The organism is Halanaerobiales bacterium, from assembly GCA_035270125.1.
Classification (GTDB): Bacteria; Bacillota; Halanaerobiia; order Halanaerobiales; family DATFIM01; genus DATFIM01.
The window spans coordinates 1-23,232 of sequence record DATFIM010000227.1; the positions used below are offsets into that span (position 1 = coordinate 1).

At 33.2% G+C, this 23,232-nt stretch carries 42 protein-coding genes; 41 read left to right on the plus strand and 1 reads right to left on the minus strand.

Annotated features, from left to right (window positions below; genetic code table 11):
* From tuf to amrS, 41 genes are all read left to right on the plus strand, one after another.
* On the plus strand, positions 1-142 hold a 142-nt coding region (gene tuf, locus VJ881_11110), incomplete at its 5' end, for an elongation factor Tu (GenBank protein ID HKL76602.1).
* Positions 143-252: 110 nt separating this feature from the next.
* Complete coding sequence (rpsJ, locus tag VJ881_11115) at positions 253-564, plus strand: 30S ribosomal protein S10 (protein ID HKL76603.1); 312 nt, start codon at positions 253-255, stop codon at positions 562-564.
* A 22-nt stretch (positions 565-586) separates the two neighbouring features.
* Positions 587-1,207, plus strand: a complete 621-nt coding sequence (gene rplC / locus VJ881_11120) for a 50S ribosomal protein L3 (GenBank protein ID HKL76604.1) — start codon at positions 587-589, stop codon at positions 1,205-1,207.
* Between the two features lie 26 nt (positions 1,208-1,233).
* Positions 1,234-1,863, plus strand: a complete 630-nt coding sequence (rplD, locus tag VJ881_11125) for a 50S ribosomal protein L4 (GenBank protein ID HKL76605.1) — start codon at positions 1,234-1,236, stop codon at positions 1,861-1,863.
* Entirely contained in the window at positions 1,860-2,150 is a 291-nt protein-coding gene (gene rplW, locus VJ881_11130) for a 50S ribosomal protein L23 (GenBank protein ID HKL76606.1), read from the plus strand. Before rplD ends, rplW begins: the two co-directional genes overlap by 4 nt.
* A 27-nt stretch (positions 2,151-2,177) precedes the next feature.
* Positions 2,178-3,011 (plus strand): 50S ribosomal protein L2, encoded by an 834-nt coding sequence (rplB, locus tag VJ881_11135; GenBank protein HKL76607.1) that lies wholly within the window; start codon positions 2,178-2,180, stop codon positions 3,009-3,011.
* A gap of 21 nt (positions 3,012-3,032) precedes the next feature.
* Positions 3,033-3,317, plus strand: a complete 285-nt coding sequence (gene rpsS / locus VJ881_11140) for a 30S ribosomal protein S19 (protein ID HKL76608.1) — start codon at positions 3,033-3,035, stop codon at positions 3,315-3,317.
* A gap of 25 nt (positions 3,318-3,342) precedes the next feature.
* On the plus strand, positions 3,343-3,687 hold the full coding sequence (rplV, locus tag VJ881_11145) for a 50S ribosomal protein L22 (protein ID HKL76609.1): 345 nt from the start codon (positions 3,343-3,345) through the stop codon (positions 3,685-3,687).
* A 3-nt stretch (positions 3,688-3,690) separates the two neighbouring features.
* Complete coding sequence (gene rpsC / locus VJ881_11150; GenBank protein ID HKL76610.1) at positions 3,691-4,338, plus strand: 30S ribosomal protein S3; 648 nt, start codon at positions 3,691-3,693, stop codon at positions 4,336-4,338.
* 24 nt (positions 4,339-4,362) lie between these two features.
* Entirely contained in the window at positions 4,363-4,797 is a 435-nt protein-coding gene (gene rplP, locus VJ881_11155) for a 50S ribosomal protein L16 (GenBank protein ID HKL76611.1), read from the plus strand.
* The gene (gene rpmC / locus VJ881_11160; protein HKL76612.1) at positions 4,787-4,993 is read left to right on the plus strand and encodes a 50S ribosomal protein L29; all 207 of its coding nucleotides are present in this window, start codon (positions 4,787-4,789) and stop codon (positions 4,991-4,993) included. The genes rplP and rpmC overlap by 11 nt, the downstream gene beginning before the upstream one ends.
* Before the next feature lie 22 nt (positions 4,994-5,015).
* Complete coding sequence (rpsQ, locus tag VJ881_11165) at positions 5,016-5,276, plus strand: 30S ribosomal protein S17 (protein HKL76613.1); 261 nt, start codon at positions 5,016-5,018, stop codon at positions 5,274-5,276.
* A 27-nt stretch (positions 5,277-5,303) separates the two neighbouring features.
* Positions 5,304-5,672, plus strand: coding sequence for a 50S ribosomal protein L14 (gene rplN / locus VJ881_11170; protein ID HKL76614.1), 369 nt, complete (start codon positions 5,304-5,306; stop codon positions 5,670-5,672).
* A 14-nt stretch (positions 5,673-5,686) separates the two neighbouring features.
* Positions 5,687-6,001 carry a 50S ribosomal protein L24 gene (gene rplX / locus VJ881_11175; GenBank protein HKL76615.1) on the plus strand — a complete coding sequence of 105 codons (315 nt, stop codon included), beginning with the start codon at positions 5,687-5,689 and terminating at the stop codon, positions 5,999-6,001.
* A 31-nt stretch (positions 6,002-6,032) separates the two neighbouring features.
* Complete coding sequence (gene rplE / locus VJ881_11180) at positions 6,033-6,572, plus strand: 50S ribosomal protein L5 (protein HKL76616.1); 540 nt, start codon at positions 6,033-6,035, stop codon at positions 6,570-6,572.
* A 26-nt stretch (positions 6,573-6,598) separates the two neighbouring features.
* Positions 6,599-6,784, plus strand: coding sequence for a type Z 30S ribosomal protein S14 (locus VJ881_11185; GenBank protein HKL76617.1), 186 nt, complete (start codon positions 6,599-6,601; stop codon positions 6,782-6,784).
* Positions 6,785-6,804: 20 nt separating this feature from the next.
* A complete protein-coding gene (gene rpsH, locus VJ881_11190) occupies positions 6,805-7,200 on the plus strand; it encodes a 30S ribosomal protein S8 (GenBank protein HKL76618.1) in 396 nt (131 codons plus the stop codon).
* 44 nt (positions 7,201-7,244) lie between these two features.
* Positions 7,245-7,778 (plus strand): 50S ribosomal protein L6, encoded by a 534-nt coding sequence (rplF, locus tag VJ881_11195; protein ID HKL76619.1) that lies wholly within the window; start codon positions 7,245-7,247, stop codon positions 7,776-7,778.
* 18 nt (positions 7,779-7,796) lie between these two features.
* A complete protein-coding gene (rplR, locus tag VJ881_11200) occupies positions 7,797-8,153 on the plus strand; it encodes a 50S ribosomal protein L18 (GenBank protein ID HKL76620.1) in 357 nt (118 codons plus the stop codon).
* Between the two features lie 16 nt (positions 8,154-8,169).
* Positions 8,170-8,670: a 30S ribosomal protein S5 gene (rpsE, locus tag VJ881_11205; protein HKL76621.1), complete on the plus strand. Its 501-nt coding sequence runs from the start codon at positions 8,170-8,172 to the stop codon at positions 8,668-8,670.
* A 24-nt stretch (positions 8,671-8,694) separates the two neighbouring features.
* Positions 8,695-9,138 carry a 50S ribosomal protein L15 gene (gene rplO, locus VJ881_11210; protein ID HKL76622.1) on the plus strand — a complete coding sequence of 148 codons (444 nt, stop codon included), beginning with the start codon at positions 8,695-8,697 and terminating at the stop codon, positions 9,136-9,138.
* 1 nt (position 9,139) lies between these two features.
* Complete coding sequence (gene secY / locus VJ881_11215; protein ID HKL76623.1) at positions 9,140-10,408, plus strand: preprotein translocase subunit SecY; 1,269 nt, start codon at positions 9,140-9,142, stop codon at positions 10,406-10,408.
* Positions 10,409-10,421: 13 nt separating this feature from the next.
* Entirely contained in the window at positions 10,422-11,072 is a 651-nt protein-coding gene (locus VJ881_11220; GenBank protein HKL76624.1) for an adenylate kinase, read from the plus strand.
* The gene (gene map, locus VJ881_11225) at positions 11,072-11,821 is read left to right on the plus strand and encodes a type I methionyl aminopeptidase (GenBank protein HKL76625.1); all 750 of its coding nucleotides are present in this window, start codon (positions 11,072-11,074) and stop codon (positions 11,819-11,821) included. The genes VJ881_11220 and map overlap by 1 nt, the downstream gene beginning before the upstream one ends.
* Positions 11,822-11,898: 77 nt before the next feature.
* Positions 11,899-12,180 carry a hypothetical protein gene (locus VJ881_11230; GenBank protein ID HKL76626.1) on the plus strand — a complete coding sequence of 94 codons (282 nt, stop codon included), beginning with the start codon at positions 11,899-11,901 and terminating at the stop codon, positions 12,178-12,180.
* A 3-nt stretch (positions 12,181-12,183) separates the two neighbouring features.
* Positions 12,184-12,408, plus strand: a complete 225-nt coding sequence (gene infA, locus VJ881_11235; GenBank protein HKL76627.1) for a translation initiation factor IF-1 — start codon at positions 12,184-12,186, stop codon at positions 12,406-12,408.
* Between the two features lie 12 nt (positions 12,409-12,420).
* Positions 12,421-12,534 carry a 50S ribosomal protein L36 gene (gene rpmJ, locus VJ881_11240; GenBank protein ID HKL76628.1) on the plus strand — a complete coding sequence of 38 codons (114 nt, stop codon included), beginning with the start codon at positions 12,421-12,423 and terminating at the stop codon, positions 12,532-12,534.
* A gap of 23 nt (positions 12,535-12,557) precedes the next feature.
* Complete coding sequence (rpsM, locus tag VJ881_11245; GenBank protein ID HKL76629.1) at positions 12,558-12,911, plus strand: 30S ribosomal protein S13; 354 nt, start codon at positions 12,558-12,560, stop codon at positions 12,909-12,911.
* Between the two features lie 41 nt (positions 12,912-12,952).
* The gene (gene rpsK, locus VJ881_11250) at positions 12,953-13,342 is read left to right on the plus strand and encodes a 30S ribosomal protein S11 (protein HKL76630.1); all 390 of its coding nucleotides are present in this window, start codon (positions 12,953-12,955) and stop codon (positions 13,340-13,342) included.
* Positions 13,343-13,397: 55 nt separating this feature from the next.
* Positions 13,398-14,024, plus strand: a complete 627-nt coding sequence (rpsD, locus tag VJ881_11255; protein ID HKL76631.1) for a 30S ribosomal protein S4 — start codon at positions 13,398-13,400, stop codon at positions 14,022-14,024.
* 58 nt (positions 14,025-14,082) lie between these two features.
* Positions 14,083-15,027 carry a DNA-directed RNA polymerase subunit alpha gene (locus VJ881_11260; protein ID HKL76632.1) on the plus strand — a complete coding sequence of 315 codons (945 nt, stop codon included), beginning with the start codon at positions 14,083-14,085 and terminating at the stop codon, positions 15,025-15,027.
* 16 nt (positions 15,028-15,043) lie between these two features.
* Positions 15,044-15,379, plus strand: a complete 336-nt coding sequence (gene rplQ / locus VJ881_11265; protein HKL76633.1) for a 50S ribosomal protein L17 — start codon at positions 15,044-15,046, stop codon at positions 15,377-15,379.
* 22 nt (positions 15,380-15,401) lie between these two features.
* On the plus strand, positions 15,402-16,217 hold the full coding sequence (locus VJ881_11270; GenBank protein HKL76634.1) for an energy-coupling factor transporter ATPase: 816 nt from the start codon (positions 15,402-15,404) through the stop codon (positions 16,215-16,217).
* A complete protein-coding gene (locus VJ881_11275; protein ID HKL76635.1) occupies positions 16,211-17,068 on the plus strand; it encodes an energy-coupling factor transporter ATPase in 858 nt (285 codons plus the stop codon). Before VJ881_11270 ends, VJ881_11275 begins: the two co-directional genes overlap by 7 nt.
* Positions 17,058-17,849 (plus strand): energy-coupling factor transporter transmembrane protein EcfT, encoded by a 792-nt coding sequence (locus VJ881_11280; protein ID HKL76636.1) that lies wholly within the window; start codon positions 17,058-17,060, stop codon positions 17,847-17,849. The genes VJ881_11275 and VJ881_11280 overlap by 11 nt, the downstream gene beginning before the upstream one ends.
* A 24-nt stretch (positions 17,850-17,873) precedes the next feature.
* The gene (gene truA / locus VJ881_11285) at positions 17,874-18,611 is read left to right on the plus strand and encodes a tRNA pseudouridine(38-40) synthase TruA (protein HKL76637.1); all 738 of its coding nucleotides are present in this window, start codon (positions 17,874-17,876) and stop codon (positions 18,609-18,611) included.
* Between the two features lie 129 nt (positions 18,612-18,740).
* Positions 18,741-19,157 carry a 50S ribosomal protein L13 gene (rplM, locus tag VJ881_11290; protein ID HKL76638.1) on the plus strand — a complete coding sequence of 139 codons (417 nt, stop codon included), beginning with the start codon at positions 18,741-18,743 and terminating at the stop codon, positions 19,155-19,157.
* Between the two features lie 19 nt (positions 19,158-19,176).
* Positions 19,177-19,569 (plus strand): 30S ribosomal protein S9, encoded by a 393-nt coding sequence (gene rpsI, locus VJ881_11295; GenBank protein ID HKL76639.1) that lies wholly within the window; start codon positions 19,177-19,179, stop codon positions 19,567-19,569.
* Between the two features lie 93 nt (positions 19,570-19,662).
* Positions 19,663-20,493, plus strand: a complete 831-nt coding sequence (amrB, locus tag VJ881_11300; GenBank protein ID HKL76640.1) for an AmmeMemoRadiSam system protein B — start codon at positions 19,663-19,665, stop codon at positions 20,491-20,493.
* Positions 20,494-20,498: 5 nt separating this feature from the next.
* Positions 20,499-21,017 (plus strand): AmmeMemoRadiSam system protein A, encoded by a 519-nt coding sequence (amrA, locus tag VJ881_11305; GenBank protein ID HKL76641.1) that lies wholly within the window; start codon positions 20,499-20,501, stop codon positions 21,015-21,017.
* Positions 21,018-21,025: 8 nt separating this feature from the next.
* Entirely contained in the window at positions 21,026-22,009 is a 984-nt protein-coding gene (gene amrS, locus VJ881_11310; protein ID HKL76642.1) for an AmmeMemoRadiSam system radical SAM enzyme, read from the plus strand.
* Between the two features lie 75 nt (positions 22,010-22,084).
* Here amrS and VJ881_11315 read toward each other — a convergent pair whose 3' ends face one another.
* The gene (locus tag VJ881_11315) at positions 22,085-23,227 is read right to left on the minus strand and encodes an ABC transporter permease (GenBank protein HKL76643.1); all 1,143 of its coding nucleotides are present in this window, start codon (positions 23,225-23,227) and stop codon (positions 22,085-22,087) included.
* Between the last annotated feature and the right edge of the window lie 5 nt (positions 23,228-23,232).

Here is a 23,232-nt window from a genome sequence, read left to right on the forward strand (position 1 = left end):
AGAAATGGTAATGCCTGGAGATAATGTAGAGATGGAAGTAGAATTAATTACACCAATAGCAATGGAAGAAGGACTTCGTTTTGCTATTCGTGAAGGTGGCCATACAGTTGGTGCTGGTGCTGTAACTGAGATTATTGAGTAGGAATTTCAGAAAAAGATGAGGAGAAATGCTCCTCTCTTTTTCTATGTACCAATTAGACTACATTTAGAGTATAATATAAGAAATATTGTCCTGAAGAAGGGGGTAAGAGAATGCCTAAACATGAAAAAATAAGAATTAGACTCAAATCCTATGAACATGAGCTTTTAGATAAATCAGCACAAAAAATAGTAACTACTGCTGAAAGAACTGGAGCAGATATTTCAGGTCCTGTACCATTACCTACTGAAAAAGAAGTATTTACTGTACTCCGTTCTCCTCATGTTCATAAAGATGCAAGAGAACAGTTTGAGATGCGTACACATAAAAGACTAATAGATATTTTAGACCCTAGCTCAAAAACAGTTGATGCTTTGATGAGACTCGATTTACCTGCTGGGGTTAATATAGAGATTAAATTATAATCGTTGAGGAGGTGTTTTAAAGATGCCTAAGGGTATATTAGGTAAAAAAATTGGTATGACCCAGATTTTTAAAGATGATGGTACATTAGTTCCTGTTACAGTTGTTGAAGCAGGTCCCTGTGCTGTAGTTCAAAAAAGAACAGAAGAAAAAGATGGTTATGAAGCAGTGCAATTAGGTTATGAAGATATAGATGAAAATAAATTGAATAAACCTGAGCTTGGACATTTCAAAAGTGCTGGAGTTAAACCTAAAAAACATTTAAAAGAATTCAGAAATTATTCTGAAGATGTTTCTGAAGGAGATGAAGTAACTGTAGATTTATTTGAAGCTGGAGAAAAAGTAAATGTAAAAGGTTTAACAAAAGGACAGGGTTTTCAGGGTAATGTAAAACGTTGGAATCATGGAACTGGTCCCAAAACACATGGTTCTCACTTTCATAGAGCACCAGGTTCAATAGGTGCAGTAGATGCAGCTCGTGTGTTTAAAGGCCAAAAACTTCCTGGTAGAATGGGAAGAGATAAAGTAACTATAGAAAAATTAGAAATTGTTGATGTAGATCAGGAAAAAAATGCTTTATTGATAAAAGGAGCCTTACCTGGCCCAAAGAAAAATATCCTGACTATAGAAACAATTGAAGAATAAATATATGATAGAGAGGAGGATATTTGATGCCACAGGTAAGTAAATTTGACATGTCTGGAAAAGAAATAGGAGATTTTGAGCTTAATGATAAAGTCTTTGCTGAAGATGTAAACGAACATGTTGTACATCAGGTAGTAACAGCTCAATTGGCAGCTATTAGAAGAGGAACTGCCTCTACAAAAACTAGAAGTGAAGTTAGAGGTGGTGGTCGAAAACCATGGCGCCAAAAGGGAACTGGTAGAGCGAGACATGGTACAATTCGTTCCCCATTATGGGTTGGTGGTGGTGTTACATTTGGACCAAAGCCACGCTCATATAAAAAGAAAGTAAATAAAAAGATGAAAAGATTAGCATTGAGATCTATTTTAACTGATAAAGTTAATAATGATCAGTTAAAAATTATTGATGAATTGGATTATGATAAGCCTAAAACAAAGCAAGTTGTTAATCTTATAAAAGATTTTGATTTAGAAGATAAAAAGGTATTGATTGTATTGCCTGAAAAAAATGAAAATGTATATTTATCGGCACGTAACCTACCTAATATAGATACAATGGTTTTAGATGCTATGAATGCCTATCAACTTTTGGATAATGATTATATATTAGTTCCAGAAGAGGCAGCTCAGAAGATCGAGGAGGTGCTGGCTGAATGAAAGAAGCACGTGATATAATAATTTCACCAATTATAACTGAAAAAAGTATGGATTTAATGGAAAGCAATAATACCTATACTTTTAAAGTTGCAAAGAATTCAAATAAAGTAGAAATTAAAAATGCAATTCAGGAAATTTTCAATGTAGATGTTGTAAATGTTAATACAATGAATCTTAAAGGTAAAGAAATACGACTTGGAGTACATGAGGGTAGAAGACCTGATTGGAAAAAAGCTTTGGTTAAACTTGCCAAAGACGATGAGATAGAAATATTTGAAGGAGTTTAATTTTAAGCATGTAAAGGAGGTAAAGTAATGGCTATTAAAAAGTTTAAACCAACTACTCCATCTAGAAGATATATGACTGTAGCTAGTTTTAAGGAAATAACTAAAAAGGAACCAGAAAAAAGTTTGCTGGCCCCTTTGAAAAAAACTGGTGGAAGAAATAGTAATGGTAGAATAACTTCTCGCCGTCGTGGTGGAGGTCATAAAAGACGCTATCGTATTATAGATTTCAAACGTGATAAAGATGGAATTCCTGCAACTGTAGCAGCAATTGAATATGATCCTAATCGTTCAGCCAGGATTGCACTTTTGAATTATGCTGATGGAGAAAAAAGATATATATTAGCTCCTGATGGAGTTGAAGTTGGAGATAAATTGATGAGTGGAAAAGAAGCTGATGTTAAGGCTGGAAATGCAAAAAAATTAAAAGAACTTCCAGTTGGTACAATCATTCATAATATAGAAATGAAACCTGCTACAGGAGGTCAGATTGCAAGGTCTGCTGGTAGTATGGCTCAACTTTTAGCTAAGGAAGGTAAGTTTGCACACATTAAGATGCCTTCTGGTGAAGTAAGATTGATTAGACAGGAATGTAAAGCTACGATTGGACAGGTCGGAAACATAAATCATGAAAATGTTGTTGGTGGTAAAGCTGGACGTAGTCGCTGGAATGGTAAGCGTCCAAAAGTACGTGGAGTTGTTATGAACCCACATGATCACCCACATGGTGGTGGTGAAGGTAAATCACCTGCAGGACGTCATCCTGTTACACCCTGGGGACAGCCAACTATGGGTAAAAAGACACGTAAAACAAAGAAATCAGATAATAAGATTATTCGTTCACGTCATGAGAAGAAAAGATAATCCAGAAAGGAGGGTTTTGTTTTGGGTAGATCATTAAAAAAAGGCCCTTTTGTTGAAGAGGACTTACTTGAAAAAATAAAAGAAATGAATGATAGTGGAAAAAAAGAGGTAGTGAAAACCTGGTCAAGGGCTTCTATGGTAATTCCAAAAATGGTAGGCCATACGATAGCTGTTCATGATGGTAGAAAACATGTACCGATTTTTATTAGTGAAGAAATGGTAGGACATAAGTTAGGTGAGTTTGCACCTACACGTATATTCAGAGGTCACAGTCGTCATACTGAACGTTCTACAGCTTTAAAGTAATAGGGTTATAAAGGAGGTTTATCTTATGGAAGCTAAAGCTGTTGCAAAATATATTCGGATTACTCCGAGAAAAGCAAGACAGGTTATTGATTTAATTCGAAATAAAGATGCACAGGAAGCTAAAGCTATTTTGAGAAATACACCAAAAAAGGCTTCAAAGCCTATTTCAAAAGTTTTAAACTCAGCTATGGCTAATGCAGAAAATAATCATGATATGTTTGTTGAAGATTTAACAGTTTCTGAAGCATATGTAAATGAAGGCCCAACTATGAAACGTTTTAGAGCAAGGGCTATGGGGCAGGCAAGTCCTATAAATAAAAGAACTAGTCATATTACTGTTGTAGTATCAGATAATAAAAAGGAGGGATAGATTTTGGGTAACAAAGTAAATCCACATGGTTTGCGTGTTGGAGTAATTAAAGATTGGGATGCTAAATGGTATGCTGATAAAAGTAATTACTCAGATATATTACACGAAGACAATGAAATACGCGAGCATATAAAAGACAAAATGTTTGAATCAGGCATAGCAAGGATAGTTATTGAAAGAGCTGCTAATAGATTGAAAATAGATGTTCATACTGCTAGACCAGGAATGGTTATTGGTAAAGGCGGTTCTGAAGTAGATGCACTTCGTAAAGAAGTTGAAGAAATTTCTGGTAAGAATGTGCAGATTAATGTTGTTGAAGTTGAAGATCCTGAATTAAATGCTCAGCTTGTTGCTGAAAATATTGCTCAACAGCTTTTAAAAAGAGTTTCATTTAGAAGAGCTATGAAACAGGCAATGAATAAAGCAATGCGCATGGGAGCAGAAGGATTTAAAGTACAAAGTAGTGGACGTTTAGGTGGAGCAGAAATGGCAAGACGTGAAGGATATAATGAAGGAAGTGTTCCACTTCACACACTAAGAGCTGATATAGATTATGGTTTTGCAGAAGCAAAAACCACTTATGGTACAATAGGTGTTAAAGTTTGGATTAATAAGGGAGAAGTTCTTCCAGAATTAGATGAAACAAACTAGAATATAAGGAAAGGGGGCACTTTGATGTTAGTACCAAAACGAGTAAAACATCGTAAGCAACAGAGAGGTAGAATGAAAGGTAAAGCTGTCAAAGGAACTAAAATAACATTTGGTGAATTTGGCCTTCAAGCCTTGGAACCTGCCTGGATAACTAATAGACAAATTGAGGCAGCACGTATAGCCTTAACCAGGTATATCAAAAGAGGCGGTAAGGTTTGGGTTAAGATTTTTTCTGATAAACCAATTACTTCTAAACCTGCTGAAACCCGTATGGGTAGTGGTAAAGGTGCAGTTGAAAAATGGGTAGCAGTAGTAAAACCAGGAAGAATAATGTTTGAAGTTGCTGGTATTGAAGAAGAAGTAGCCAGAGAAGCAATGAGACTGGCATCACATAAATTACCCATTAAAACTAAATTTGTTAAACGAGAAGGAATGGATGGTGAGTCTGATGAGAGCTGATGAATTAAGAAATTTAACAGATCAAGAACTTGATCAGAAATTAGATGAGTTTAAGGAAGAGTTGTTTAACCTTAGATTTCAACATGCTACAGCTCAACTTAATAATCCAATGCGTATAAGAGAGGTACGTAGGATTATTGCTCGTATTAAGACTATTATGCGTGAACGTGAGCTGGGGTTAGAGAAAGAAGCGTAAAGTGAGAAAGGAGGTAAAACTTATGGGTGAAAGAAAAAATCCTCGTAAAGAGAGAACCGGTTTTGTAGTTAGTAATAAAATGGATAAAACCGTATCTGTTGAGGTCGAGCGGAAGACTCAACACCCTTTATATAAAAGAGTTGTAACACAAACAAAGAAATTTAAAGCACATGATGAAAATGAAGAATGTAATGAAGGTGATAAAGTAGTAATTGTAGAAACCAGACCGCTAAGTAAAACCAAAAGATGGCGGGTTAAAGAGATAATAAGAAAAGCAAAATAACGGTGACATAAGAAAGGAGGCAGAGCAATGATCCAACCTGAAAGTAGGTTAAGAGTTGCAGATAACTCCGGGGCTAGAGAACTTTTATGCTTGAAAGTTTTAGGAAGTTCTCGTAAAAGATATGCCCATGTTGGAGATGTAATTATTGCTACTGTAAAAGAAGCAATCCCTGATGGAATGGTTAAAAAGGGAGAGGTAGTAAAAGCGATTGTTGTTAGAACTAAAAAAGAATTAAGTCGTGAAGATGGGACTTATATAAAATTTGATGAGAACGCAGCAGTTATTTTAGATGATACAGATAACCCAAAGGGTACACGTATTTTTGGCCCGGTCACAAGGGAATTGAGAGATAAAAATCATATGAAAATTATCTCCTTAGCACCTGAGGTATTATAAAGGGGGGATTGTCAGTGAGAATAAAAAAAGGTGATGAAGTAGAAGTTATTGCTGGGAAAGATCTTGGCAAAAGAGGTGAAGTATTAAAAGTAGATCCGCAAGAAAACAGAGTAGTTGTTGAAGGTGTAAATATTGTAAACCGTCATCAAAGACCTACTCAAGATATGCCACAAGGTGGTATTATCGAAAATGAAGCCCCTATTCACATTTCAAATGTTCAATTAGTTTGTCCTCATTGTGATGAGAGAACTAAATTTGGGGTTGATGTATTAGAAAACGGAAAAAAAGTTAGAGTATGCAAAAGTTGTGATGAAGATATAGATAAATAAATGATATTGACAAAAAGGAGGTTTAGTAGGCATGGCCGTATTAGCGGAAACATATAAGGAAGAAATAATGCCTAAGTTAAAGGAAAAATTTGATTACGATAATATAATGGAAATTCCTGAAGTCGAAAAAATTTCAATTAATGTCGGCCTTGGTGATGCTAAAGAAGATCCAAAACTGTTAGATTCAGTTGTAGAAGATATAGCTAAAATAACAGGACAGCAGCCAACAGTAACTAGAGCAAAAACTTCAATTGCTAATTTCAAAATAAGAGAAGGAATGCCAATTGGAGTAAAAGTTACATTACGTGGTGAGCTGATGTATGAATTTTTATACAAGATGATTTCTATCACACTACCAAGGATTCGTGACTTTAGAGGAATTTCTGCTGACTCATTTGATGGAAGAGGAAATTACAGTTTAGGTATCAAAGAACATACTGTATTTCCAGAAATCAATGTTGATGATGTAAATAAAGTGCACGGTTTAGAAGTTACAATTGTGACTTCAGCTGAAAGTGATGAAGAGGCCTTTGAATTACTTGATTTAATGGGAATGCCTTTTCGTAAATAAATTGAATTCCTAAGGAGGGATATTTAGTGGCTCGTAAAGCTTTAGTTGAAAAGGCTAAAAAGGAACCGAAGTATTCTACAAGGAAAAATAATAGATGTAGTCGTTGTGGGAGATCACGTGGGTATATGCGCAAATTTGATCTCTGTAGAATTTGTTTTAGAGAATTAGCTCATAAAGGTGAAATTCCTGGAGTTAAAAAGGCAAGCTGGTAAAATAGAAAGGAGGTTTTAAAATGCATACAGATACAATTGCTGATATGCTGACTCGAATTCGTAATGCAAATAATACTTATAAGAAAACTGTAAATATACCAACTTCAAAGTTGAAATATAATATAGCTAAAGTCTTAAAAAGAGAAGGATTTATTAATGATGTAAAACTCATTGAAAAATATCCTCAAAACGATGTACGTGTTTATCTTAAATACGGGGATGATGATGAAAAAGTTATTTCTGGTATAAAAAGAATAAGCAAGCCAGGACTTAGAGTATATGTAGATAAAGATGAAATCCCTAAGGTGCTTGGTGGCTTAGGTATAGCAGTTCTTTCAACTTCAAGTGGTGTTATTACTGGCAAAGAAGCCCGTGAAAAAGGTGTAGGAGGAGAAGTCCTCTGTTATGTTTGGTAATTTAGATTAAGATATTTATTGAATAAATGATGGAGGTGACGCGAATGTCTCGTATAGGAAAACAGCCTGTAGAAATACCCGATAAGGTTGATATAGTTGTAAATGAAGAAAGTATTACCGTTAAAGGGCCTAAAGGCGAATTAAACCACGATTTATCTCCCAAAGTAGAGGTAAATGTTAATGATGATGAAGTAATAGTAGAACGTAAGGGTAATGATAAAGAAGCTCGTTCTATTCATGGTTTAACTAGAAGTGTTATAGAGAATATGATTATTGGTGTAGTAGATGGATATTCAAAAGAGCTTGAGATGGTTGGAGTTGGTTATGGAGCTCAGGTAAAAGGTGGAAATCTAGAAGTTGAAGTTGGATTTTCTCACCCTGTTGTAGTTGAAGCACCTGAAAAAATAGAATTTGAAGTAGAAAAGAAAAATAAAATTATTGTAAAAGGAATAGATAAACAACAGGTTGGCGAAATAGCTGCTCAAATTAGAGCAATTAGAAAGCCGGAGCCTTATAAAGGTAAAGGTATTAAATATGTTGGCGAACACATCAGACGTAAAGTTGGTAAAACTGGTTAAGAAAGGGAGTGATTAATAATGACTAAAAGATCAGCCAGAAAGCAAAGACATCTGCGCATTAGAAATAAAATACAGGGTACACCTAATCAACCTAGAATGTGCGTTAATCGTAGTTTAAACAACATTTCTGTGCAGATCATTGATGATCTGGCCGGCCATACTCTCGTTTCTGCTTCCAGTTTGGATCCTGAAATTAGAGATTCAATTGATAATGGTGGAAATAAAGAAGCAGCCAAAAAGGTCGGTAAACTGGCAGCAGAACGTGCATTAGAAAATGATATAGAAGAGGTTGTGTTTGATAGAGCTGGTAACAAATATCACGGTAGAGTTAAGGTTTTAGCTGAAGCTGCCCGTGAAGAAGGACTGAAATTTTAACGAAGGAGGGAATTATATGAGTAAAATAGATCCAGGAAAGCTGGATTTGGACGAACGAGTTGTTAATATAAACCGGGTTTCTAAGGTTGTAAAAGGTGGGCGTCGTTTTAGTTTTAGTGCCCTTGTAGTAGTTGGAGATGGTGAAGGACATGTTGGCTCAGGTATTGGAAAAGCCAATGAAGTTCCTGAAGCTATCAGAAAAGGTATTGATGAAGCTAAGAAAAACTTAATTGATGTACCAATTGTTGAAACTACTATACCTCATGAAATTACTGGTGTTTTTGGAGCAGGTAGAGTACTATTAAAACCAGCCGCTCCAGGTACTGGTGTTATTGCCGGTGGTCCTGTTCGTGCAGTAATTGAACTCGCAGGAATTGAGGACATTTTAACAAAATCACTTGGAACTTCAAATCCAATAAATATGATAAATGCAACAATGACTGGGTTAGACAATTTAAAAAGAGCAGAAAAAGTTGCCGAATTAAGAGGCAAAAGTGTAGAAGAATTACTAGGATAAATAAATTTTAAGGAGGTGTAGTCAGTGAAATTACATGATCTGAAACCGGCCCCTGGCTCAAAATCAAAACGGAAACGTGTTGGTAGAGGAATGGGCTCAGGAAATGGTTATACATCTGGACGTGGTGCAAATGGACAGAATTCTCGTTCTGGTGGTTTGGTAAGACCTACTTTTGAAGGTGGTCAAACTCCTCTTTTCCGTCGTTTACCAAAACGAGGTTTCAATAATATAAATAAAAAAGAATATAGTATAGTTAATGTTTATCAATTGAATAGATTTGATGAAGGAAAAGAAATTACTCCTGAAGTTCTTAAAGAAAGCGGGATAATTGATAAAGTTGCTAAATCAGGTGTCAAAATTCTAGGAACTGGTTTGCTTGAAAAACCACTTACCATAAGGGCACATGCTTTTAGCAGATCTGCAAAAGAAATAATTGAAGAAGCTGGAGGAAAGGCAGAGGTGATTTAAGTTGTTAAAGGCTCTAGGTAATGTTTTTAAAGTTAAAGAACTGCGTAAGAAAGTTCTTTTTGTCTTGGCAATGATGGTAGTTTATCGTTTAGGTGCACATATACCTGTACCTGGGGTAGATGCTGAAGTCATTCAACAACAATTATTTGCTGGAAGTAGTGGAGGAGTATTTGAGTTTTTAGATTTATTTGCAGGTGGTGCTTTAAGAAATTTCACCATTTTTGCAATGAGTATTACTCCTTATATTACCGCTTCTATTATATTGAACTTGTTGACTGTTGTTATTCCAAAACTTGAAGAGCTTTCTAAACAGGGTAGAGAAGGTAAAAAGAAAATTGCCCAATATACACGTTATGGTGCTGTTGTATTAGCTGTAATTCAGTCTTTTGGTATTACTTCTTTTATTAGAAGTTTTGGTGCTGTAGAAAATGAGAGTTTATTTAATATAATTTTAATTGTTGTAAGTTTAACTGCTGGTACTTCATTCTTAATCTGGTTAGGTGAACAGATTAATGAAAAGGGAATCGGTAATGGTATTTCAATAATTATCTTTACTTCAATAATTTCTAGATTCCCAGGAGATATCTACAATACTTATAAATTATTCCAGGCAGGTAGTGTATCTGTTTTCAACATATTATTATTTATAGTATTGGCGGTAGCTATCATTGCAGGTGTTATATTTGTTCAGGAAGGTGAAAGAAGAATTCCTGTCCAGTATTCTAAAAGAGTAGTTGGTAGAAAAGTATATGGTGGAAGAAGTACTCATATACCAATGAAAGTTAATCAAGCTGGTGTAATTCCGGTTATCTTTGCATCATCTGTACTTCTATTTCCCGGGGTTATAGCAAAAGTAATTCCATATCAATGGGCCCAGAGTGTAGCAAATGCAATTCAACCTGGTTCAACCTTATATATGGTTTTATATGCACTTATGATTTTATTTTTCACCTATTTTTATACAGCTATTACCTTTAATCCAGAAGAAGTAGCTGAAAATATGAAAAAATATGGTGGGTTCATTCCTGGAATTAGACCAGGTAAATCTACAATTAATTATTTAGATAAAATCCTTGTAAGAGTAACTCTTGCAGGTGCATTATTCTTGACAGCAGTTGCTTTATTACCATTTGCCATTAAGCCACTAACAGGAGTGAATATTAGTTTTGGTGGTACTTCGCTTTTAATTATGACAGGTGTGGCACTGCAAACAATGCAGCAAATAGAATCCCATCTCTTAATGAGACATTATGAAGGATTCATGGATTAGGGAGGAATTTGAAATGAATATGATCTTTTTAGGATTGCCTGGTGCTGGGAAAGGAACTCAGGCCAAAAAGGTTAGTTCTAAATATAATATTCCCCATATAGCAACAGGTGATATTTTTAGAAATGCAATTAAAAATGAAACCCCATTAGGGAAAAAAGCTAAAAGTTTTATTGATCAGGGAGAACTTGTTCCAGATGAAGTAACCATTGGAATTGTCAGAAATAGGTTAAAAGAAGATGATTGTAAAGATGGTTTTATACTTGACGGATTTCCTAGAACAATAAACCAGGCTGAAGCCCTTAAGGACATCATGGAAGAATTAAATACAAAACTTGATCTAGCACTTTTTATTAAAGTTCCTGAAAAAGAGTTAATAAAAAGACTTTCAGGAAGAAGAGTTTGTGAAGATTGTGGTGCAACTTATCATGTTGAATTTAATCCTCCTGAAAAAGAAGGAATTTGTGATAAATGTGGAGGCAATTTAATTCAAAGAAGTGATGATACAGAAGATACTGTTAAAAATAGAATTGAAGTTAATAAAGAAAAAACTGAAAAACTAATAGAATTTTATGATAATGAAGGAATCCTTCAAACCATTGAAAGTAGTGGTGGAATTGAAGAGGTTTTCAAAAAAGTAACTTCAGTTGTAGAGGAGAATAGGTAATGATTATTTTAAAATCTCCTAGAGAAATTAATTTAATGAGAGATGCAAATAAAATAGTAGCTGAAACACATGAATATCTAGCAGAAAAAATAAAACCTGGAATAAGTACTGCTGATATAAATAAATTGGCAGATGAGTTTATAAGGGACAAAAATGCAATTCCTTCATTTAAAGACTATCAAGGATTTCCAGCTGCTGTATGTGTTTCAATTAATGAAGAAGTTGTACATGGTATACCAGATGAAAGACGAATTTTAAATTCAGGTGATATAGTAAGTATTGATATAGGAACTTTATATCAGGGATTTAATGGAGATGCAGCTCGAACAATTGCAGTCGGTGATGTCGATGATAAAGTCCAACGGTTATTAGATGTAACTGAAAAATCTTTAATGCTTGGCATTGAGCAGGCTGTGAAAGGTAATCGTTTAACTGATATTTCTAATTCTGTTCAAAAACATGTTGAAGGTAATGGTTTTGCAGTAGTAAGAGATTATGTTGGACATGGAATTGGTAGAGATATGCATGAAGATCCACAGATACCTAATTTCGGGCCTCCTGGTAGAGGACCCATTTTAAAAACAGGTATGACATTGGCTATAGAGCCTATGGTTAATATAGGTGGTCATGAAGTGGAAACACTTGATGACGGTTGGACTGTAGTTACTAAAGATAAAAGTTTTTCTGCACATTTTGAACATACTATAGCTATAACAGATGATAAACCAGAAATTTTAAGTAAAATCTAATAGACTATTACACATTTTAGACAAAATATGATATAATAATCAAGGAAATTTTGGTAGATATAGAGGTGTCTATATAGATGAAATCATTTAAATTAGGAGAAATAGTAAAATCAAAAGCCGGTAGAGATAAAGATAGTTATTATTTAGTAAATAAAATAATTGATGCCAAATATATAGAAGTAGTAGATGGTAATAAAAGAAAAATCAAAAATCCTAAAAAGAAAAATATAAAACATTTAGAAAAAACCGGATATATTGCAGAAGAACTTAAAGTTTGGTTAGAAAATGGTAAAAGGGTCCGTAATGAAGATATTAAGTTAGTGATTAAAGATTTTGAAGATAATAAGGAGGCAAAATAAACTATGGCAAAAGAAGAACCTATTGAAGTTCAAGGAACGGTTGTTGAATCGCTTCCTAATGCTATGTTTAGAGTTGAATTAGATAATGGGCATAAGGTGTTAGCCCATGTCTCTGGAAAGATGAGGATGAATTTTATCCGTATTTTACCTGGAGATAAGGTAACTGTTGAGTTATCTCCTTATGACCTTGATCGTGGCAGAATAACATATCGCCATAAAGCAAATTAAGGGGGGATATTAATGAAGGTAAGGTCTTCAGTAAAACCAATATGTGATAAATGTAAGGTAATCAGAAGGAATGGAAAAGTTATGGTTATCTGTGAAAACCCCAAGCATAAACAACGTCAGGGTTAAATAAAAACACTGGAGGTGAAAAAATGGCAAGACTTGAAGGTGTCGATCTTCCTAAAAATAAAAGAGTTGAAATTGGATTAACATATATATATGGGATAGGTCGTTCTCGTGCTCAAGAAATTCTTGATGATACAGGAGTTGATTATGATACTCGTGTTAAAGATTTGACTGAAGCAGAGATATCTAAACTCAGAGAAAAACTTGATAATTATATGGTTGAAGGAGAATTACGTCGCCAGGTTAGAGCAGACATTAAGCGACTTAAAGATATAGGATCATATCGCGGTTTAAGGCATCGTAAAGGACTTCCGGTTCGTGGTCAAAATACACAGACTAATGCAAGAACACGTAAGGGTCCTAAAAATCCTGTAAAATAAATTAATTTTGCTCATTACTCTCAGATAAAGGAGGGAAATTGATGGCTAAAAGTAAGAAAAAACGTAGAAAAAAAGTAAAAAGAAATATTGAAAAAGGTCAGGCTCATATTAAATCAACTTTTAATAATACCATTATTACAATTACAGATTTGGAAGGTAATGTAGTAGCCTGGTCAAGTGCAGGTAAAGTTGGTTATGAGGGTTCAAGAAAAAGTACACCTTTTGCTGCTCAAATTGCTGCAGAAGATGTTGCAGAGGAAGTAGAAGAAATGGGCTTAAAAGATATTCAAATTTTTGTAAAGGGTCCAGGTTCTGGTAGGGAATCAGCTATTAGATCTTTACAATCTGCTGGCTTAAATATTAGTTTAATTAAAGATATTACTCCTATCCCTCATAATGGTTGTCGTCCACCTAAAAGACGTCGTGTTTAATTAAAATAAGTAGTAAAAAATAAACTTGTCAATTATTGAAAATGGAGGTGTAAAAATGGCAAGATATACAGGACCAGTATGTAAATTATGCCGAGCTGAAGGAGAAAAATTATATCTCAAAGGAGCTCGTTGCTATAGTGATAAATGTTCTTTTGATCGCCGCCCTTATGCTCCAGGAGAGCAAGGACAGGGGAGAAGAAAGACATCAGAATATGGTCTACAATTAAGAGAAAAACAAAAAGTACGTAAAATTTATGGTATGGTTGAAAAGCAATTTAGAAATTATTTTGAAGAAGCAGAAAGAATGAGAGGAATTACAGGTGAGAATTTCCTCAAACTCTTAGAAAGAAGACTTGATAATGTTGTTTATAGATTAGGATTTGCTAGTTCCAGAAATGAAGCAAGACAATTTGTTCTTCATGGACACATTCTTGTAAATGGCCGTAAGGTTGATGTTCCTTCATATCGAGTTGATGAAGGAGATGTTGTAAGTTTAAAAGATTCAAGTAGAAAAAATGATCATTTCAAAGAAATTCTTGAATATAATGCAGAACTTACTCCACCAGCCTGGTTGAGTGTTGATCTGGAAAAAGCTGAAGGTAATATTGTTTCTATGCCTGAACGTGAAGATATTGATCATCCAATAGAGGAACACTTAATTGTTGAATTTTATTCACGTTAATAAATAGTGCCCTCAGTACCAGACAAAATTGATAAATAGAAGGAGGGTATAATTATAAATGATAGAAATAGAAAAACCGCAAATTGAAAGAGTAGATAGTGATGAATTTTATGGTGAATTTGACATTGCTCCTTTAGAAAGAGGGTATGGTATAACACTCGGGAATGCCTTGAGAAGAGTTCTTTTATCTTCATTACCTGGGGCTGCTATAACTTCTGTTAAGATAGAAGGAGTTGAACATGAATTTACTCCAATTGAAGGTATTAAAGAAGATGTAACAGAAATTATTTTGAATCTAAAAGAAGTAGTTATTGATTATGATGGGGAAGAAATGGAAAAAATAAGAATTGAAGCTGAAGGAGAAGGTGAAGTTACTGCTGGTGATTTCATTACTCCTGGTAATCTTAAAATAGTGAATAAAGATCATCATATTGCAACTATGGCTGCAGATAGTAAACTTATGCTTGAGGCAACTGTTGAAAAAGGCCGTGGTTATGTAAGTGCTGAAGAGAATGAAGAACATTTTGATAAGGTTATTGGTTTAATACCTATTGATTCTTCATTTAGTCCAGTTGTTAGAGCAAATTTCAATGTAGAAGATACAAGAGTTGGTCAGGTGACTGATTATGACAGATTAATTTTAGAAGTTCTGACAAATGGAAGTATAACTCCTGATGATGCCATAAGTCTTTCAGCAAAAATTATGGTAGAGCATCTTGATCTTTTCATTAATTTAACTGATGAAATTGATGATGTTGAAATAATGGTTGAAAAAGAAGAAGAAGAAAGAAATCAAATACTAGATACTACCATTGAAGAATTAGAATTATCAGTCCGTTCTTCTAATTGTCTTAAAAGAGCTGGTATTAATACAGTAGAAGAACTTGTAGATAAAACTGAAGATGATCTTATGAAAGTTAGAAATCTTGGTAAAAAATCATTACAAGAAATTAAAGATAAATTAGATGAACTTGAATTGGAATTAAAAGATCCAGAGGTATAAAGGAGGTAAGATTTTTATGCGTAAGCTTAATAAAAACAGTTCTCATCGTAAGGCAATGTTTAATAATATGCTTACTGATTTGTTTCGTCATGGTAGAATTAAAACTACTTTAGCTAAAGCAAAAGATTTGAGACCAATTGCTGAAAAGATGATTACAACTGCTAAAACAAATGACCTTAAATCTCGTCGCAAAGTTATGAAGCGAGTAAAAGATAAAGAAGTAGTAAGTAAACTGTTTGATGAAATAGGTCCTAAATTCAGTGATAGACCAGGTGGATATACAAGAATAATTAAAATGTATCCTCGACAAGGAGATGCTGCAGAAAGGGCTTTGATTGAATTAGTAGAATAATTATGAAATAGTAGGTGTTATCATGAGCCTTATAGAAATTAAAAATGTTAATTTTTCATATAATGAAATGGATAAACCAGCCCTTAAAAATATTAATTTAAATGTTGATAAGGGTGATTTTGTAGCAGTAATTGGAGCTAATGGTTCTGGAAAATCAACCCTGGCCAAACTGCTTAATGTTTTGCTAAAACCTGATGAAGGTGAAGTATTAGTTGATGGACTATCTACTTCAAATAATGAGAATACCTGGAACATTAGACAGGAAGTTGGTATGGTTTTTCAAAATCCAGATAATCAACTTGTTGCCAGTATGGTAGAAGATGATATAGCATTTGGACCAGAAAACCTGGGTATTCCTGGACCTGAAATCAGAAAAAGAGTTGATCATGCTCTAGAGCTTGTGGAGATGGAAGGTTATCAAAAACATGCTCCTCACAAGCTCTCAGGGGGGCAAAAACAAAGAGTAGCTATAGCCGGGGTCATTGCTATGGAACCAGTCTGTATTGTCTTAGATGAGCCTACTGCAATGCTTGATCCTAAAGGACGCGACGAAGTTATGGAGACTATCCTGAATTTAAATAAAAATAAAAATATAACAATTATTCATATTACTCATTTTATGGAAGAAATAATATATGCAGATAAAATTATTGTAATGTCCCAGGGAGAAATTGTAAAAAGAGGAACTCCACGAGAAATATTTCATAATATAGAGGAACTTGAAAAAATAGATTTAGCAGTACCTGAAGTTGTTAAATTAGCTGATGAATTAAGAAAATCTGGAATTAATATACCAGAAGTTTTGTCAATTGATGAGCTGGTGAATTCATTATGTTGATTAAATTAAAAAATGTCACCCACATCTATGAACAACAAAATGTAATGGCTCTTGATAATATTAATCTTCAAATTGACAAAAATGAATTTATTGGTTTAGTTGGGCATACTGGTTCAGGTAAATCTACTCTTGTTCAGCTTTTTAACGGATTGATCACTCCCAGTGATGGTGAAGTTTTTATTGATGGTATTAAATTGAATTCTGAAAAAGTGAATTTAAAAGATATCAGAAGAAAAATAGGTTTGGTTTTTCAATATCCTGAACATCAATTATTTGAAGAAACTGTTTATGAAGATATTGCTTTTGGACCTAAAAACCTTAATCTTTCAAAAGAAAAAATTGATAAAAGAGTAAAAGAAGCAATGGAGTTAGTTAATCTTGACTTTGAAGAATTTAATAATAGGTCCCCATTTAATTTAAGTGGAGGTCAACAGCGACGTGTTGCTATTGCAGGTGTTTTAGCAATGGGTCCAGATGTTCTTATTTTAGATGAACCTTCTGCAGGTTTGGATCCCAAAGGGAGAGAGAGATTAACTGAATTATTATATTATTTACATCAAAATTATAGTATGACAATAATTTTGATTTCCCATCGAATGGAAGAAATAGCTCGATTATCAAATAGAGTTATAGTTCTTGACGAAGGAAAAATTGTAATGGATAATCATCCACGTAAAATATTCAGTCAGAGAGATAAATTACAGGAACTTGGACTTGATTTACCGGAAATAAGCCTTATTTTAAACAAATTACAAAACAGAGGTTTGAATGTAAGAACTGATTTATTTAAAATATTAGAAGCTAAAAATGAAATTCTGACTGAATTAAGGAGTAAGAAAAATGTTAACTGATATTACTATTGGGCAATATATTCCTGGAGATTCAATTATTCATAGATTAGATCCCAGGATGAAAATAATAATTACAATTATTTTAATCACTGCACTCTTTTTCATTGGCAAATTTATTGGATTTGCTTTTTTTCTTGTATATGTTGCTTCTATTATTATTATTGCCAGGCTACCGTTAAAAAGAATTATTAAGGGTTTAAAACCAATATTATTTTTGGTATTGTTAACTTTATTACTTCATGTTTTTTTAACAAAAGGCGGAGAAGTTTACTGGCAGTGGAGATTTATAAGTATAGAAGCAGAAGGTGTTTATACAGGTTTTTTTATGGTTTCCAGAATAATTCTTTTGATTATGTTTACTTCTCTTTTAACTTTAACTACTTCTCCATTACAACTTACAGATGGGATAGAGTATTTATTAAAACCGCTTAAAAAATTTGGTGTACCTGCAAGTGAGCTGGCAATGATGATGACAATCGCTTTAAGATTTATTCCAACTTTACTTGAAGAAGCTGAAAAAATAATGAAAGCACAAAAAGCTAGAGGTGCTGATTTTGAGAGTGGGAATATAATTAATAGAGCAAAAAGTTTAATTCCTTTACTCGTTCCTCTTTTTATAAGTGCTTTTAGAAGAGCTGATGATTTAGCTCTCGCCATGGAAGCAAGATGTTATAGAGGAGGAGAAGGTAGGACAAGGTTACATGAGTTATCTTTTAAAAATATTGATTTTTGGGCTTTAGCTTTAACTGTAGTTTTTGCTGTTTTTATTAGTTTTTTTTAAAATTTATATAATGGATGAGATATAATGCGTAATATAAAAATAATTTTGGAATATGATGGTACTAATTATCAGGGTTGGCAATATCAAAAACATACAAATAAAACAATCCAACAAACTCTTGAAATAAAATTAACTAAACTCAACAAATCTAAAGTTCCTGTAATAGGAGCAGGAAGAACTGATTCTGGAGCTCATGCTAAAGGACAGGCTGCTAATTTTTATATAGATGTAGATATCCCTGTTTCCAAAATACCAATTGCGCTAAATAGTATGTTACCAGCTGATATTGTTTGTAAAGATGCGAAACATGTTGCTAATGATTTTCATGCAAGATATGATAGTGTAGCTAAAAAGTATCGTTATCGTCTTTTAAATAGATCATTTCATTCAGTTTTTACCAGAAATTATGTATATACTTTATATAAAAAATTAGATTTAAAGAAAATAAAATATGCTTTAAAAGATTTTATAGGAAAATATGATTTTGCAGCTTTTCAATCTTCTGGTAGTGATGTAGGTACTACTAAAAGGGAGATAAAAAGTTTTGAAATGAAATTTGTTGGAGAAGAAATTTGGTTTGATATTGTCGGAACTGGTTTTCTTTATAATATGGTTAGAATTATTATTGGAACTTTAATAGAGATTGGATTAAATAAGAGACCTGCAGATGATGTAAAACGTATTATAAAAAGTCAGGATCGAATAGAAGCTGGTTTTACAGCACCTGCAAAAGGTTTATCTTTGTTAAAAGTTTATTATTAGAAAATGATTGACATTTGGCTTTAAATATAATAAAATTACTATGAATCAATATGTCTGAAGGCCCCGTTACCTTGTGATATATTGCTAAATAGTATTTTGAATAAAGGAGGGATATCAGTGTCAACATATATGGCTAATCCTGAAGAAGTGGATAGAAAATGGTATATAGTCGATGCTTCAGGTAAAACTTTAGGACGTTTTGCCTCAGAAGTTGCTCAGATATTGCGGGGTAAGCATAAAGCTACTTTTACCCCCAGTGTAGATACAGGGGACTATGTAATTGTAATTAATGCAGAGAAAATAAAACTTACAGGTAATAAATGGCAGGAAAAAGAATATGTTCACCATAGTAATTATCCTGGTGGTTTGAAAACAACTACTTATGAAAAACTTAAAGATAAAAATCCTGAACTTATTATAAAGAATGCTGTGAAAGGTATGTTACCACATAATAATTTAGGAGAGAAAATTTTCAAAAAGCTCAAAGTATATTCTGGTTCTGAGCACCCACATCAAGCACAACAACCTGAAGAATTAGAATTGTAAATGAAAGGAGGAAGATTTTATGGCTGATGTACAATACCGGGGAACCGGTAGAAGAAAAACAGCTACCGCCAGAGTTAGATTAGTACCTGGTGATGGAAATATAATTGTAAATGATAGAGATGTAGAAGACTATTTTAATAGAAAATCACTTATTCGTGATTTAAAATCTCCTTTGGAATTAACTGATAGTCTTGCTAATTTTGATGTACTTGTAAATGCCCAGGGAGGCGGTCTTTCTGGACAGGCAGGTGCTATTCGTCATGGGATAGCTCGTGCACTATTAGAGGTAGATGAAGATTTCCGTGGACCATTGAAAAAAGCCGGTTATCTCACAAGAGATTCCCGTATGAAAGAAAGAAAAAAGTATGGTCTCAAAAAAGCGAGAAAAGCTCCACAGTTTTCCAAAAGATAAAATCCCAATATTTTTTCAAAAAAAGAGAGGATTTCCTCTCTTTTTTGTTATTGAAAGATGTCACAAAATTCAGCATTTAAGGAGGAGTTATATATGGGTGTTAAAATTGCTGGTCTTAGTCCCCATCCACCTTTGATAATTCCAGAAGTAGGTGGGAGAAGAAGAAAAGAGGTTCAAAAAACAATTGATAATTTAAAAGAAATGAGTGAAGAGATAGTAAATGCAAAACCAGATATTTTAATTACAATCAGTCCTCATGGTCCTGTTATGAGGGATGGTATTGCTGTTATTTATTCTGAATCCCTAAAAGGAGATTTTAGGGATTTTGGAGCACCTCAGGCCAAATATGAAGTAAAATCAAATCTCAAGTTCATCGATAAATTAAAAGATAAAACTGACTCTAATAATATAAAATTAGCTAAGCTTAAAAAAACAGATTTACAATCTTATGGTTTTAGTAATGAACTTGATCATGGAGTTATGGTACCTTTGCATTTTTTATTAAATGCTAATTTAGATATTCCTGTTGTTGCTATATCTATGGGATTGTTAGATTATCAAACTCTTTATAAGTTTGGAAAATTATTAGATGAAACACTTGATGAAATGGATTTAGATGGTGCTATTATAGCCAGTGGAGATTTATCTCATAAGCTTAAACCAGGAGCTCCAGCAGGATATAATCCTGAAGCAGAAAATTTTGATAAAAAATTAACCAATCTTCTTTCTCAAGAAAAATTTGAAGAAGTGTTAAAAATTGATAAAAATTTAATAGAAACAGCTGGTGAGTGTGGTTATAGACCGATCATAATGACGTTAGGGGCAATTCAAAATTATGATGTGAGTAGTGACCTAAAATCTTATGAAGGTCCTTTTGGAGTTGGTTATGCAGTCTGTTCATTTAAAATTAATCATAAGAGGTGATAGTTATGTTAAAAAAAGAAGATGTTCCTAATCTTGCTAAAAAAACTATTGAAGAATATATTTTACATGGTAGAATGTATGAAATAGATCAAGAGATTTCAGAAGAATTAAATAAAGAAGCAGGAGTATTTGTTACTTTAAAAAAGAATGGTGATTTACGGGGGTGTATAGGTACTATCCGTCCTACCCAAAAAAATATTGCTGCTGAAGTTCAGAAAAATGCTATTAGTGCTGCTGAACATGACCCTCGTTTCCCAGCAGTTAGTGGTGATGAATTAAATGAAATAGATTATTCTGTTGATATTATTGGTGAAATGGAAAAAGTTGATAGTAAAGAAGAATTAAATCCTAAAAAATTTGGTATTATGGTTAAAGGTGGTCATCAAACAGGACTTTTATTACCTGATTTAGAAGGAATTGATACAATTGAGAAACAAATAAATATTGCAAGAAAAAAAGCTGGTTTAAGCAAAGATGCTGATATTGAAATTTACAGATTTGAAGTGAAAAGATATAAAGAGTGAGGGATAAAATGAAAAAGATAGCTGAATTTCAAGAATCTATAGATAAAAAAGTTAAATGTAAACTTTGTCCTCATCATTGTTTAATTAAAAATGGAGATAGTGGTATTTGTGGTGTAAGAGAAAATAAAGATGGAACTTTATATACTAATAATTATGGGAAAATTAGTTCTATAGGCGTGGATCCTATTGAAAAAAAGCCGTTATATCATTTTTATCCAGCTTCTAGAATTTTATCTTTAGGAACTTATGGCTGTAATTTTAAATGTCAGTTTTGCCAAAACTGGAAAATTAGCCAGGGAAATCCTCCAACTCAGCAATTAACACCAGAAGAGGTTATAAATCTGGCAGAGCAAAAAAATGTAAAAAGCATAGCGTATACTTATTCTGAACCGGTAGTCTGGTATGAATATGTAAAAGAAACTGCCCAAAAAGCTGCAAAAAAGAATATAAAAAATGTACTGGTTACTAATGGATTTATTAATCCTGAACCTTTAGAGAATATATTACCATATATTGATGCGGCAAATGTTGACTTAAAATCTTTTAATGATGATTTTTATAAAAAATATGCTGGAGGAAGTTTAGATCCTGTAAAAGAGACAATAAAAACAATGGCAAACAATATTCATCTTGAAATTACTACTTTGCTTATTAATGATCTTAATGATGACAGAAAAGAATTGGAAAAATTATTTAAGTGGATTACAAATATAAATAAATCTATACCCCTTCATCTATCACGATATTTTCCAGCCCACAAGATGAATAGACCAGCAACAGAAATCAAAACTATGGAAAATGCTTATAATCTTGCAAAAGAATATTTGGATTATGTTTATCTGGGAAATTTACGGACTACTGAAAAAGGTAATACTTATTGTCCTCAATGTGGAAAAAAATTGATTTCCAGAAGTGGATATAATACTGAGGTTTTTCTTGAGAAAGGTGAATGTCCGGAATGTAGTTATGAAATTGCAGGAGTTTTTAAATAATATAAAATTAAGAAAAGAGCAGGGCTATTATTAAATAGCTCTGCTCTTTTTCTATGTTTTATTTATCTATATTTTTTAATGATCATTAGTAGATTTAGGATCTAAAGCATCTCTTAAACCATCACCTAATAGGTTATAATTTAAAACTGCTATAAATATCATAACACCTGGGATTAAAAGCCAGGGGAAACCCGTAATTTTAGTAACATTTTGAGCAGCAGTTAACATATTACCCCAGCTAGCATTTGGTTCCTGAATACCCAGGCCAAGAAAACTGAGTCCTGATTCCATAATAATATAACCAGGGATTGCTACAGTAGCTCTTACTATTACATAAGTAGCAGTACTGGGAAGAACATGTTTGATTATAATTCTCTTATCTTTTGCACCTAAAGCCTGAGCAGCTAAAATATATTCTTCATTTCTAACAGATAAAACCATACCTCTTATAACACGTGACATACCGGCCCAGCCTATAAATGACAAAATAGTAATAATTAAAAAGAATCGGAATGTTGAAGAAACATCCAAGGGTAAAACAGCAGCTAAAGCAAGGAGCAAGTAAAAGCTTGGTATTGACATAACAACTTCAGCCAGCCGCATAAGGACATTATCAATCCAGCCTCCATAGTATCCTGCTATACCACCGACTAATAACCCAATAACTGTTGAAATAAAAATTGCTATAAAACCAATGAACATTGAGACCCGTCCACCAAACAATAATCTAGTAAATACATCTCTTCCATAGTTATCTGAACCTAATAAAAATATATTAGCCGGTTTATCAACACCAAAAAGATGGAGATCAGTTTTGAAAAGATTTAAAAATTCGTATTCATCTCCATGGTAGAAGAATTTTACTGGATATTTTTTATCTTTTATCACTTCATATTCAGCCCAACCTACTGATTCAGTTCTATATACATATGGTCTTGTTAACCCATCATCATCAGTGAAATGAACTTTTGTTGGAGGGTGGAAAAAATGTTTTTTGGCCCCATTATGAGGGTGATAGGGTGATAAAAATCCAGCAAATATAACTAAAATATATATTATAATAATTACTGTTCCACCTATCATTGCCATTCTATGTCGACGTAACCTTTTCCAGGTCTCTTTCCAAAAATTATATTCATCATTTTTCTTATCTTCTCTTTTTTCTTGATTTTCTATTATTTCTTCAGGATTTTCATTTGGATTGAATTCTGTTTTCATTTTTT